We start from the raw sequence: 11,801 nt of genomic DNA, 5'->3' as shown, positions 1-11,801 counted from the left end.
TGGCAGCAAACCGCCGAGCCCCAAGCTGTCGCAACACGGGCTGCACCGGCCAGTGCGGCGTCAATCATGACGACAGCCGCGCGCTCCTCGACAGATCCGACGGCGGCCTCGAAGACGCCGATCACCGTCGCCGCACCAGTGGTCCCTGCCGCTACGCAGGTCCCGCCGACCCCGGTCCCGAGCCCAGTGCAGCGGAGCGATGATGCGCCTTCCGCGGCGGTTGCCTCCAACATCGATATCCCGATTCGAGTGCTGACCGCCTACATGAACGCCGCAGACGCGGTGAACTCAACCCATCCCGGATGCCATCTGCAATGGCAATTTCTGGCCGCACTGGGCGAGATCGAATCGCACCATGGACGCGTACATGGAAGTAGTGTCGGCGCCGACGGGGTCGTGTCACCTTCCATCTACGGGCCGGCGCTCGACGGAAGCGTGGCCGGTGTCGTCGGCTCTATCGCGGACTCGGGTGGACAACCTGCCCGAGCGATGGGTCCGATGCAGTTCATTCCAAGCACCTGGGCCGTGTACGGCAATGGAAGCAACCCGCAGGATATCGATGATGCGGCGTTGGCCGCTGCCAACTACGAGTGCGCCGATGGGCGCGACCTCGGGACCGAAGCAGGACGCTATGCGGCGGCGCTTTCTTACAACCACGCCGACTGGTACGCCGCAAATGTCCTGGCAATCTACGCCGACTACGTCGCAGAAAAGCCGGGCCTCTCGCGGCCCGAGACGCCGCCACCTGGCGCCGATCCCGCGGCAAACGCAACGATCGGACAGGGCGCGAGTCCGGTCCCTGCGGCCCCGGTGGCGACACCGCAGGGGAGCGGCGCGTCGCCGGGATCGCCGTTCACTACCTCGGCGACAACGCCACCCACACCTGCGACGTCCACATCTACGCCGGCGCCAACAACTAGTCCGACTGCGTCACCGACCGGCTCCGATCCGCCGCTACCGAGCGCTTCTTCCGCGAGCCCGCCAAGTCCGACTACTAGCGCGAGTACCACTGAGCCATCCACTGCGACCCCATCGAGCGCGTCTGCAGGGACGCCAAGTCCTACGTCATCGGTACCGATCCCAGCGGCATAGCCGTTATGGTGGGGCGATCGCACATCGTGCCGGTCTCGACGCCGGCGTCTTAACCGTTGGGGCAGTTAACGTGAAAGGTCACGCCGCATGAGCAACGAGGTCCAGCGCGTCATGGTCAGTGAGTCAATCGAGATCGCCTACGAGTCGATTGGAGACGAAGCAGATCCGCCCTTGTTGCTGGTAATGGGGCTCGGCGCTCAGATGATTGCCTGGCCCGACCAGTTCTGCGTGCAACTCGCGGCACGGGGATACCGTGTCATCCGATTCGACAACCGTGACGTAGGCCTGTCGACCCATTTGGTGGGCGGTACGGCGCCGAACGTCGCGAAGGCAATGGGTGGTGATTACTCGAGTGCGGCTTACACGTTGTCCGACATGGCCGGGGACGCCGTGGGTCTACTCAACGCCCTCGATATTCGCACTGCCCATGTGGTCGGTGCATCGATGGGCGGAATGATCGTGCAGTGCATGGCTATCGAGTACCCCAACCGACTGCGAAGCATGACCTCGATCATGTCGACGACGGGCGATCGATCCGTGGGCCGCCCGAGCCAGGCGGCCATGACCGTGCTTCTCGCTCCGCCGGCCACCGATCGTGAAGGCGCCATCGCGCGAGCCGTCGAGTCGGCGAAGGTCATTGGGTCACCAGGATTCGACCGCGACGACGACGTCATTAAGGAGCGGGCAGCGCTCGCATTCGACCGGGCTTTCGACCCTGTCGGCGGCGCGCGGCAGTTAGTTGCGATTCAGGCCAGTGGAGATCGTACCGAGAAGCTCAGGTCGGTGAAGATACCGACGCTGGTTGTGCACGGTGCGGCCGATGCGCTCGTCGATGTCAGTGGCGGGAAGGCGACAGCCGAGGCTATCCAGGGATCAAAGCTATTGCTCATCGATGGAATGAGCCACGACTTGCCGCAAGGCGCGTGGCCTCAGATCGTCGATGCGATCGACGACCTGGCCACCCGGGCCGACGCGTAGCGGGTTACTTGCTTCCGCGTAAATCGGGGAACTGGTCATCTCGCCACTCGCCTGAGGTCGGTGGATTTTCCACCTCCCGATTTCGGAGTTCGATGCGGCGAATCTTGCCGGATATGGTCTTCGGTAGTTCGTAGAATTCGACCCGGCGTACTCGTTGATATGGAGCAAGGTGCTCACGGGCGTACTGGAGGATGCTGTGCGCCGTCTCCTCGCTGGCTTCGTGGCCTGGCGCCAGGGCAATGTAGGCCTTAGGCACGGCTAGCCGCACTTCGTCGGGTGCTGGAACGACGGCGGCCTCGGCTACAGCCGGATGTTCGATAAGCACGGACTCGAGCTCAAACGGGCTGATCTTGTAGTCCGATGCCTTGAAGACATCGTCGGTACGGCCGACGTAGGTGATGTAGCCGTCTGCGTCGATCGTCGCGACATCGCCGGTGTGGTACACACCGTCGGCCATAGCCTGCGCGGTCTTGGCCTCGTCACCGACGTAGCACGTCATCAGCGCCAGCGGAGACTGCGTCAGGTCTAGGGAGATCTCACCTTCACCCGACTCGATCGGCGCTGATGTGATGGGGTCGGTCAAAATGACCGGCACGCCAGGGAGTGGCCGGCCCATCGAGCCCGGGATCACCTTGGTGCCAGGCGTATTGCCGATCATCGCGGTGGTCTCTGTTTGTCCGTATCCATCGCGGATCGTCAGACCCCAGTGCTTCTGGACCTGATTGATCACTTCGGGGTTGAGCGGTTCACCTGCACCGATTACCTCGCGCAGTGTGCCGGGACCACCGGACAAATCGGCGTTGATCAGCATGCGCCAGACGGTCGGCGGCGCACAGAACGAGGTGACGTGCTCCTCGCGCAGCTGTCCCAGTAGCGCCGCCGCGTCGAAACGGACGTAGTTGTAGAGCAGAATTGTCGCCTCCGCGATCCATGGTGCGAAGAACGACGACCACGCATGCTTGCCCCATCCGGGGGAGGAAATATTGAGATGGACATCGCCGGGTTTGAGCCCTATCCAGTACATCGTCGACAGATGCCCCACCGGGTAAGAGATCTGTGTGTGCTCGACTAGTTTGGGGCGACTCGTCGTACCAGACGTGAAGTAGAGCAGGACACGATCGCCTGGCGCGGTGCCTGGATGATCGATTGTCACGCCATCGATGTCCAAGGCGCGGTGCAGGTCGAGCCAACCCTCGTGTTCGCCCGCCGCGATCCGAATGTAGTCGCCTGGCACGTCGTCGAACTTGTCAGTGTCGGCGATATTGCACACGACCGCTTTGGCGCCGCCGCGGGCGATTCGGTCGGTCAAGTCGCTGGCGCCGATTGCGGTCGTCGTCGGCATGATGACCGCGCCGATCTTGATGATGGCGAGCATCGTCTCCCAGAGCTCGACCTGGTTGCCGAGCATGACGACGACCGAGTCGCCTTTGGCCACGCCGTTATGCATGAGCCAGGCGGCGACCTGATCGGATCTGGTCGCCATGTCGTCGAAGCTGATCGAGGTCCTGGCCCCGTCCTCTTCAATGATGATCAACGCAGGTTGGTCATTGCCGCGAGCTATCGCATCAAACCAGTCGATTGCCCAGTTGAATCGGTCGCCTACGTCCGGCCAGGTGAACTCCCGAACGGCGGTGTCGTAATCCTCTCGGAGCGAAATGAGCTGATCTCGCGCTGCTCTGAATGCATCTGTCGCTTTACTTGCCATGGCGTCTGCTACCCCTTCGACGTTGTGCTGGGCTGAATGTGGAGGTTACCGGAATCCAGCATTCTCGCGTGGCGTATATGCCGCCTCTAGACTCTGCACCTCGTCCTCAGACAGTTCGACCTCCAGTGCGGCAACTGCTTCGGCAAGTTGGGATTGCTTGGACGCACCGATGATCGGGGCCGTAACCGCCTGCCTGCTGCGGACCCACGCGAGCGCTACCTGTGCCATTGACACCCCGCGGGTCTCGGCGACCTTGCCCACGGCAGACACGATCTGCGAGTCTTCATCCTTGTAAAGCGTCTTGCCGAACGTATCGGTCTCAAGGCGGTTGGATGTGGCGTCCCACGGCCTGGTGAGACGACCGCGGGCAAGCGGGCTCCACGGGATGACGCCGATGCCTTGGTCCTGGCAGTAGGGAAGCATCTCGCGTTCCTCTTCGCGGGCGAGCAGATTGTAGTGATTTTGCATACTGATGAATGGGGTCCAGCCGCCCACGACGGCGACGTGCTGAGCTTTTGCGAACTGCCAGGTGTACATCGAGCTGGCGCCGAGGTAGCGGACCTTGCCGGACTTGACGAGGTCGTGCAGGGCCTCCATCGTCTCTTCGATCGGAGTACGTCGGTCCCACCGATGGATTTGGTACAGATCGATGAAGTCGGTGCCGAGGCGTCGTAGGGATGCGTCGGCCTGGGCGAAGATTGCTTTGCGCGAGAGCCCGAATCCATTCGGCCCGTCGTGCATCTTGTTGAAGACCTTCGTCGCGATGACCACCTCGTCGCGGTTCGTGAAGTCCTTAAGTGCGCGACCAACGATTTCTTCGGACGAACCCAACGAATAGACATTGGCGGTATCGAAGAAGTTGATTCCCGCCTCGACTGCTTGTTTGAGCAGCGGTCGACTCTGTTCCTCAGGAAGCGACCAGGGGTGCGTTCCGCGATCGGGTGCGCCGTAGGTCATGCAGCCGAGCGCGATTTCCGAAACATCCAGACCGGTATTACCAAGCTTCACATATCTCATGAATTCATCATGCTCTGCCGCCGATCAATCAATTCGCGTACCCCGGCCAAGGAATTCCTGGTTGACACGCTTTGAGTCGCGTGATTGAGTGCAAACCACTAGACGGTTTCAGAAACCATAGAATGGTCAACCTTTGTCTCCTGCTCGATCGCAACCCCCTCCTGATTCGGCGCAGTTGTTGGGCCGGGTAATTAGCGTCCTGGACTGCTTCTCGGTTCGCGAGCCCGTTGTTTCTGCCGCACGGGTCCGAGAATTGACGGCTTTGCCCGTGACGACCGCGAATAGGCTGCTGCGGAATTTGGTGGCTCACGGGCTTGTGCAACGCGACGGCGAGAATTTCAAGTTGGGCCTAAGGATCCTGGGCTGGTCCGAATCCGCGAAGGCCGCGTCCAGTTTGCTGGCCATTGCCGGCCCCGTGATCGAGCGGTTGAAAGACAAGTCCGGCGAGACGATCACGGTAGGTGTTCGAATCGGCTCGAAGCGCACGGTCATTGCGGACTGTCAGTCCGACAAATCGTTGATCTACCGCCCGCACATTGGGCAGGTGCTCCCGCTGCACGCCGGTTCAGGGGGTAAAACACTTCTTGCGTTCGATCGTGCCGATCTGGAAGTCGTCGAACTTGTAAAACTGACCGCGGCAACTATCACCGACCGCAAGGCATTCATCGCTGAGCTCGATCGTATACGTGAGCGGGGTTGGGCCTTCGCTGTACAAGAGCGGGAGGAAGGTCTCAACTCGGCATCAGCGCCGGTTTTCGACGCACGCGGCGACCTGCTCGCCGTTGTCACAATAGGGGGCCCGTCATTCCGGATGCCGAAACAGAAAGCGCAAGTGTTTGGCGCGATGGTTCGGGAGAGTGCCGATGAGCTATCTGAACTGCTTGGTCGTTCCCGGGCCGCCGCACCTTAGAGCTACCGAACTATTGGAAATGGAGTACCGAGAATGATTGCCCGCAAGAGACTACGAGAAGCCTTTGCCGAGAAGGAAATGCCAGTCGCACCCGGCGTCTATGACGGTTTGACTGCAGCGTTGACTGCGAGTAACGGCTTTCCCGCGGCATATATGTCTGGCGCTGCGGTTGCCTCATCGCTGGGGTTGCCCGATCTCGGTCTCGCGACGCAGACTGAACTGGCCTCACGAGTGCAACTGCTGACCGGAGTTCTTGGCGATATCCCGCTCATCGCAGATGCCGACACCGGGTTCGGCGACATCATCAACGTCGTGCGCACCGTCCAACTCTACGAGCGTGCCGGTGTCAGCGCAATTCAGATCGAGGACCAAGAGATGCCCAAGAAATGTGGGCATCTGGACTCGAAGCGGGTCATCTCGACCGCGGCCTTCTGCAAGAAAATCGAAGCGGCGGTCGAAGCCCGATCGGACTCGGACCTGGTGATTATCGCGCGGACTGACTCGCGCGCATCGTTGGGATACGAGGAAGCAGTGGACCGAGTCAACGCCTACGCCGATGCGGGTGCAGACATGATTTTCCTCGAGGCCGCGCAAACCGTCGATGAGGTTCTAGATGTGCCAACCAGAGTGGGCGTGCCGGCGCTGTTCAACCTGGTGCCTCGGGGCAAGACACCTGACATGGACCTCGATGACCTCAAGGCGGCTGGTTACGGTCTCGTCATCGCTCCCGGGCTTGCTTTTGGTGCGGCCGCCGAGGCGATCAACGAAGCGCTGAAAGTTCTGGCCTCAGGGAATGCCGACACCGGCACGCAGTGGTCACCGACGGCGCTATTCAACGCCGTGGGACTCGAGTACTGGGATGGTATCGGCGCGAGGTATGCACTCGAAGAATCAGGGGCGTAGTCATGGGCTCGACGATTATCGAAAAGTTGCTCGCGCGGGGCGCACGCGCCGAAGCGGTCAAACCAGGCGATATTACTGTCGTCGAAGTCGACATGACGGTGCTGATCGACTTGCAATTCGGTCACGATCGACTCCACGATGTGATCAAAGTCGATGACCCGGACAGGCTCGCGGTCATCCTCGACCACGCGGTCCCAGCTCCGACAATCCGTGATGCGCAGTCCGGAGGGATGGCCCGTGCGTTCGCGAAACGGCACCACGTATCGCGGCTGTTCGACGTCGGCGATCATGGAATCGTGCATCAGGTTGTGGCCGAGCAAGGACTCGCGCTACCGGGCCAAAACCTCGCGTGCACCGACTCGCACACGTGCGCGGCAGGTGCGCTTAATGTGGCCGCCCGGGGACTCGGCCCCGCGGAGGTGCTGCAAATCGTCTGCAGCGGGAAAACTTGGCATCTGGTTCCCCCCACCATCAAGTACGAGCTCGTCGGCAGCAAGGATCCGGTCATCAATGGCAAAGACATCTTCCTGCACATTGCCGGCACCTATGGCGAAGCGACCGACCACGCCGTCGAGTACGGCGGTCCGGGGCTGGCATCGCTGCCAATGTCCGATCGCCGGACGATCGCAACGCAAGGCGCCGAGATCGGTGCCGACTTCTCACTATTTCCTGCGGATGGGTTGTGCATCGAGATGATCGACGCGGTGGCACCTGGCGCCGAGTATGAGCCTTGTCTTGCCGACGATGACGCGAGTTATGAGCAAATCCACCAGATCGACCTCGGAGCGATCGAACCGATGGTGGGCCGCCCGGGGACCGTCATTGACAACGCCGTGCCGGTGTCGGAGCTCGCGGGCACGCGCATCGACCAGGCATTTGTGGGCTCGTGTGCGAATGGGCAACTTGCTGATCTGGAGACCGCGGCGCGGATGATTCGAGGTCATCGGGTTGCTCCCGGTGTGCGGATGATCGTGACGCCTGCGTCGCAACGGGTCTACCTCGAAGCGGTCAAGGCAGGCTACGTCGCCACGCTGATCGAGGCGGGCGCCGTCGTCACGAACTCGACCTGTGGCGCGTGTTTTGGCTATCACATGGGCGTTGTGGGCCCCGGCGAGGTATGCATAACGGCGAGTACCAGAAACTTCAAGGGCCGTATGGGAAGCGCTGAGGCGCAGATCTACATGGCGTCGCCCGCGACGGTTGTCGCATCCGCGATCGCGGGGACGATTGTGGACCAGCGCGAGGTCGATGAGGTGGTGGTATGAGTACGCCGGAGACACTGCCACTTCACGCCACGGGGCGTGCGTGGGTCTTTCGAGGGCAGGTCACCACCGACGACATGTTTCCCGGATTCGCAATGAAATTGCCTATCCCGGAGGCTGCCGCGCATGTGATGTCGGATCTGCGTCCGGGTTGGGCACAGAGTGTGCGTACCGGTGACATTCTCGTCGGCGATACAAACTTCGGACTCGGCTCGAGCCGTCCGGTGCCACTGTTGCTGCGGGAACTGGGGATAGCTGGGCTGGTCGCCGAGCGGTTCAACTCGTTATTTCTGCGTAATTGCATCAACTACGGGCTACCGGCGCTAGCGGTGCCCGGCATCCTTGACCTGGTCAAGGAGGGCGGACAGGTCGACGTCGACGTGGCTGGCGCGACCATCACGGATCTCGAGTCAGGTCGGATGCTCAAGGGTGCCGTGTATCCCGACTTCATCTTAGAGATCTTGCAGCGTGGGGGGCTATTGAAACAGTTGGAGGAGGACGGCTTTCTTTCAGCGAGCACCCCAGACTAGGAGACTCCACAATGCTCACCACAACCGCACGGTCAATCGCCGCCTCTGGTGCGGCGCTCTCGATGGCAGTCACGCTCGTCGCCTGTTCAGGCTCATCGAGCGACGCGAATCCCGATAAGCCAGTGGCAATCAGCATTACCGTCACGCACGACACCGATCCGTACTCGATTCCGTGGCTCGTAGGCATGGACCAAGGATTTTTTGAGGATGGCGGTGTCAAGGTTGACAAGATCGTGCCCGGCAAAGGCGGCGCGACGACACTTACTAACCAGTTGAACGGCGACCTGCCCATTGCTGACACGGCGTTCCCGGCGGTGGTGGAGGCGAGTCAGAGTGGCGCGCCGTTGACGATCATCGGGGGCGCGGTGCAAGCATTGACGGGCACCGAGTTCTACACGCTCGCCAAGAACACCGATATCAATAAAGTCGTCGATGTCAAGAAATGGGCGTATACCAACGAAGGCTCAGTGACCCAGGCGCTGACATTCATGCTTCCCAAGGCGGAGGGTCTGGATCCGGCGTCGTCCGAGCGGACTGCCGCCGGCGGTCTCGGAGAAGGAATCGCGCTGATGGAGTCTGGCGACGTCGACGCCGCCGTACTACCCCTCAGCGAATATTTAGGGCACAAGGACACCTACAAGCTCGTCGCGAACTCATCGAAGCTCATTCCACATTTCCAGCAGACCGTGATCACGACGACTAAAGAGTACGCCGCCGAGCATCCGAAAGTCCTCAAGGCGATTACTGCCGGCTATGCCAAGGCCGTGAAATACACGCACGAGCACCCCGATAAGGCGGCCGCCGTATATGCGAAGTACGCCAACGTCGATACGCAAATCGCAAAAGAGATCGTCAAGCTCACGGTCGCCAGTGACTACTGGGGGGTCGGATTCAACAAGGACGCTATCGCTGGGGCTCTCGAGGGCATGAAGTTCTCCGGCAAGGACCCGAGCAAGACGAACCTGTGCGATCTCTTCGACAGCCAGTACTTGCCGAAGGGCGAGTCCAAACAGGCCGCTGACAAGTGCAAGTAGCCGCGGATGCTGAAGGGAGCCCCATGCCTGCTCGAAGCCGGATTGTGGATATCGAGGCGGTTACACGACAGTTCGGCGAGTTACACGCGCTCGGTCCGCTCGATCTGTGCATCGACCGTGGCGAGTTCGTCTCGGTGGTCGGTCCCAGCGGTTGCGGCAAGTCGACCCTGCTTGAACTGATTGCGGGTCTGCAGGATCCAGATGGCGGCACCATCTCGGTGGCCGAGCGGCCGCTCACCGGACCGCGTAACGAGACGGCGATCATTTTCCAGGAGTCGGCGACGCTACCGTGGCGCACGGTGATCGACAATGTCGCGTTTGCACTCGAAGTGCGTGGCGTGCCGAAGATCGAGCGGCGCGAGACTGCCGAGAGTCTGATCACCAAGGTTGGTCTGACCGGATTTGAGAAGCACTTCCCGACCCAGTTGTCCGGTGGGATGCGGCAACGAGTGGCGATCGCGCGCTGCCTGTCGATGGACCCGGATCTAATCCTCGCAGACGAGCCGTTTGGCGCTCTGGACGAGCAAACCAGACTGCTGATGGCTTTCGAGTTGCTGAAGGTAGTCGACGACTTGACCTGCGGGGTGCTATTCATTACGCACAGCATCCAAGAGGCGGTGCTGTTGTCAGACCGCGTTCTGGTGATGAGTGCGCGGCCGGGCCGCATTCTGGATGAGGTCGTCATCGAGCTGCCGCGTCCAAGAGGCGAGCATGTGCTCGGGACTCCCGAGGCGGCGTACGCGATCGACCGGATTTGGTCGATGCTGAAGTCTGAGGCCGTTGAAGCGATGAAGGCGACGCAATGACGAGTCGGCGCTCGGTGGTACCTCGATACTTACGTCCAAAGCCGCGGCGCATCGCGCTGCTATCGCCCCCTATGTGGTCTGTGGTCGTGGTCGTCGGTTTCTTCGTCATCGTCGAGTTGATCGTTCAGTCCGGAGCTGTGAGCTCGTTCAAACTCGTACCCGTCAGCACGATGGCAACAACTGCGTTCGATCTGCTCGGCGATTCAGCGTTTCTGGTCAACGACCTACTGCGCTCGGTGATCATCATTGTGGTGAGTTTTGTGGCCGCATCGGTTCTAGGAGTCCTTGTCGCGTACGCGATGTGGCGCTGGGGCGCCTGCAGGCGATCACTGTCGCCGTACCTCAACGTGTTTTATGCGGTGCCGACGTTCGCGATGTACCCGATCATGGTCGTGCTGTTTGGGACCGGGAGCCTGCCGATCATCGCGCTGACGACGGCGTTCGGCGTGGTGGTGGTGATCCTCAACTCGCTCAACGGTTTCAACGCCGTACCCGAAGTCGTACGCAAGTTGGCGAGCACCCTCGGAATGGGTCGAACTCAGTACTTCAAGAAGATCCTGCTTCCAGCGGCGATGCCAGATATCGCGGCCGGATTGAAGCTATGTATGGCCTACTCGGTGATTGCAGCACTTGCGATGGAGTTCATCCTTTCGACGCAAGGTTTAGGGCACTTCATCTCATATTCGTATGACAGCTTCGCGACCAAGGATATGTACGGCGCCGTCCTGATCGTCGCGATGCTCGCGCTTGTGGCCAACATCGGACTCACCCGATTGCTGTCCAAGCTCGATTGGCGGCGCCGATGAGTGCGTCGGCGCGCAGGCGCGGGATTGTCGAGCCAGTGGCGCTTGCAATTGGGCTGATTGCTATCTGGTGGATCACGGCGACAATACTTCAGTCGCGGGTATTTCCCAATCCGCTGGAATCGATTCAGAAGCTCGGCGAGGACTTGTCGAGGTCGAGCTTCATCGGCAGTATTGGTGCCACCGTTCAGATGCTGGCACTGAGCTTCGTTACCTGTGTCGTAGTAGGCACCGTCCTCGGCATCGGGCTTGGCCTGAGCCAGTTTTGGACACAAGCGCTGTTGCCCGTGTGTTACGCCGCGAATAGTGTCCCGAAGATTGTGCTGTACCCGATCTTCCTCCTTCTTCTGGGGATCGGGGACCTGAGCCGATTCGCATTTGCCTTCATGTCAGGCTTCTTGCCGATGTTTCTGCTGATGGTAGAGGGGACGATCTCTGTATCGGTATTGCACCTGAAACTAGGTGCGAGCCTGCGTATGACCTTCCCAAACCTGTTTCGGCGGATTTTGCTACCGACGCTCGTGCCGACGATCGTCACCGGAATGCGGATCTCCTTCGGACTCGCGTTTCTCGGGCTGCTGTTGGCCGAGATGTTCTCGGGCGCATCTGGTCTCGGCTTCGAGCTTCTACGCAATGTCACCCAGGTGCGGATGGCAAACATCATGGGGGAAGTCATCCTGATTGCTGTTATCGCGCTGATCCCGACGCTGTTGATCACGTGGGCGGAGCGGAAGGTGCACTCGCGGTTCGGTATCGACTAA

General features: G+C 60.8%; 12 protein-coding genes. 10 read left to right on the top strand and 2 right to left on the bottom strand.

The window, feature by feature from the left end:
* The first annotated feature begins 66 nt into the window (after positions 1 to 66).
* Positions 67 to 1,092 carry a hypothetical protein gene (locus CLV47_RS08975; protein WP_146135332.1) on the top strand — a complete coding sequence of 342 codons (1,026 nt, stop codon included), beginning with the start codon at positions 67 to 69 and terminating at the stop codon, positions 1,090 to 1,092.
* 87 nt (positions 1,093 to 1,179) lie between these two features.
* Positions 1,180 to 2,070, top strand: a complete 891-nt coding sequence (locus CLV47_RS08970) for an alpha/beta fold hydrolase (protein ID WP_170111011.1) — start codon at positions 1,180 to 1,182, stop codon at positions 2,068 to 2,070.
* Positions 2,071 to 2,074: 4 nt separating this feature from the next.
* Here CLV47_RS08970 and CLV47_RS08965 read toward each other — a convergent pair whose 3' ends face one another.
* Both CLV47_RS08965 and CLV47_RS08960 read right to left on the bottom strand, forming a co-directional pair.
* On the bottom strand, positions 2,075 to 3,775 hold the full coding sequence (locus tag CLV47_RS08965; protein WP_106348695.1) for an AMP-binding protein: 1,701 nt from the start codon (positions 3,773 to 3,775) through the stop codon (positions 2,075 to 2,077).
* A gap of 45 nt (positions 3,776 to 3,820) precedes the next feature.
* Positions 3,821 to 4,792, bottom strand: coding sequence for an aldo/keto reductase (locus tag CLV47_RS08960; protein WP_106348694.1), 972 nt, complete (start codon positions 4,790 to 4,792; stop codon positions 3,821 to 3,823).
* Between the two features lie 133 nt (positions 4,793 to 4,925).
* On the opposite strand from CLV47_RS08960, the gene CLV47_RS08955 reads away from it, so the two are divergent.
* The 8 genes from CLV47_RS08955 (at position 4,926) to CLV47_RS08920 (ending at position 11,801) form a co-directional block, all read left to right on the top strand.
* Positions 4,926 to 5,702 carry an IclR family transcriptional regulator domain-containing protein gene (locus CLV47_RS08955; RefSeq protein WP_106348693.1) on the top strand — a complete coding sequence of 259 codons (777 nt, stop codon included), beginning with the start codon at positions 4,926 to 4,928 and terminating at the stop codon, positions 5,700 to 5,702.
* A 33-nt stretch (positions 5,703 to 5,735) separates the two neighbouring features.
* Positions 5,736 to 6,605: an isocitrate lyase/PEP mutase family protein gene (locus CLV47_RS08950; protein WP_106348692.1), complete on the top strand. Its 870-nt coding sequence runs from the start codon at positions 5,736 to 5,738 to the stop codon at positions 6,603 to 6,605.
* A gap of 2 nt (positions 6,606 to 6,607) precedes the next feature.
* Positions 6,608 to 7,870, top strand: a complete 1,263-nt coding sequence (locus CLV47_RS08945) for a 3-isopropylmalate dehydratase large subunit (RefSeq protein ID WP_106348691.1) — start codon at positions 6,608 to 6,610, stop codon at positions 7,868 to 7,870.
* Positions 7,867 to 8,397, top strand: a complete 531-nt coding sequence (locus tag CLV47_RS08940) for a LeuD/DmdB family oxidoreductase small subunit (RefSeq protein ID WP_106348690.1) — start codon at positions 7,867 to 7,869, stop codon at positions 8,395 to 8,397. The genes CLV47_RS08945 and CLV47_RS08940 overlap by 4 nt, the downstream gene beginning before the upstream one ends.
* Before the next feature lie 11 nt (positions 8,398 to 8,408).
* Complete coding sequence (locus CLV47_RS08935) at positions 8,409 to 9,431, top strand: ABC transporter substrate-binding protein (RefSeq protein WP_202862476.1); 1,023 nt, start codon at positions 8,409 to 8,411, stop codon at positions 9,429 to 9,431.
* 23 nt (positions 9,432 to 9,454) lie between these two features.
* Positions 9,455 to 10,237, top strand: a complete 783-nt coding sequence (locus tag CLV47_RS08930; protein WP_106348689.1) for an ABC transporter ATP-binding protein — start codon at positions 9,455 to 9,457, stop codon at positions 10,235 to 10,237.
* Between the two features lie 71 nt (positions 10,238 to 10,308).
* Entirely contained in the window at positions 10,309 to 11,043 is a 735-nt protein-coding gene (locus tag CLV47_RS08925; RefSeq protein WP_202862475.1) for an ABC transporter permease, read from the top strand.
* A complete protein-coding gene (locus CLV47_RS08920) occupies positions 11,040 to 11,801 on the top strand; it encodes an ABC transporter permease (RefSeq protein ID WP_106348687.1) in 762 nt (253 codons plus the stop codon). The genes CLV47_RS08925 and CLV47_RS08920 overlap by 4 nt, the downstream gene beginning before the upstream one ends.

The sequence above is a fragment of the Antricoccus suffuscus genome (assembly GCF_003003235.1).
GTDB lineage: Bacteria > Actinomycetota > Actinomycetes > Mycobacteriales > Antricoccaceae > Antricoccus > Antricoccus suffuscus.
The sequence above is the reverse complement of the archived record's forward strand: the minus strand, read 5'-3'. Positions and strand labels throughout refer to the sequence as shown.

Coding starts and splice junctions, on each gene's coding strand:
- CLV47_RS08945 (WP_106348691.1), top strand. CDS start 6,608: ATGGGCTCGACGATTATCGAAAAGTTGCTCGCGCGGGGCGCACGCGCC.
- CLV47_RS08940 (WP_106348690.1), top strand. CDS start 7,867: ATGAGTACGCCGGAGACACTGCCACTTCACGCCACGGGGCGTGCGTGG.
- CLV47_RS08950 (WP_106348692.1), top strand. CDS start 5,736: ATGATTGCCCGCAAGAGACTACGAGAAGCCTTTGCCGAGAAGGAAATG.
- CLV47_RS08920 (WP_106348687.1), top strand. CDS start 11,040: ATGAGTGCGTCGGCGCGCAGGCGCGGGATTGTCGAGCCAGTGGCGCTT.
- CLV47_RS08965 (WP_106348695.1), bottom strand. CDS start 3,775: ATGGCAAGTAAAGCGACAGATGCATTCAGAGCAGCGCGAGATCAGCTC.
- CLV47_RS08925 (WP_202862475.1), top strand. CDS start 10,309: ATGTGGTCTGTGGTCGTGGTCGTCGGTTTCTTCGTCATCGTCGAGTTG.
- CLV47_RS08970 (WP_170111011.1), top strand. CDS start 1,180: ATGAGCAACGAGGTCCAGCGCGTCATGGTCAGTGAGTCAATCGAGATC.
- CLV47_RS08960 (WP_106348694.1), bottom strand. CDS start 4,792: ATGAGATATGTGAAGCTTGGTAATACCGGTCTGGATGTTTCGGAAATC.
- CLV47_RS08975 (WP_146135332.1), top strand. CDS start 67: ATGACGACAGCCGCGCGCTCCTCGACAGATCCGACGGCGGCCTCGAAG.
- CLV47_RS08930 (WP_106348689.1), top strand. CDS start 9,455: ATGCCTGCTCGAAGCCGGATTGTGGATATCGAGGCGGTTACACGACAG.
- CLV47_RS08935 (WP_202862476.1), top strand. CDS start 8,409: ATGCTCACCACAACCGCACGGTCAATCGCCGCCTCTGGTGCGGCGCTC.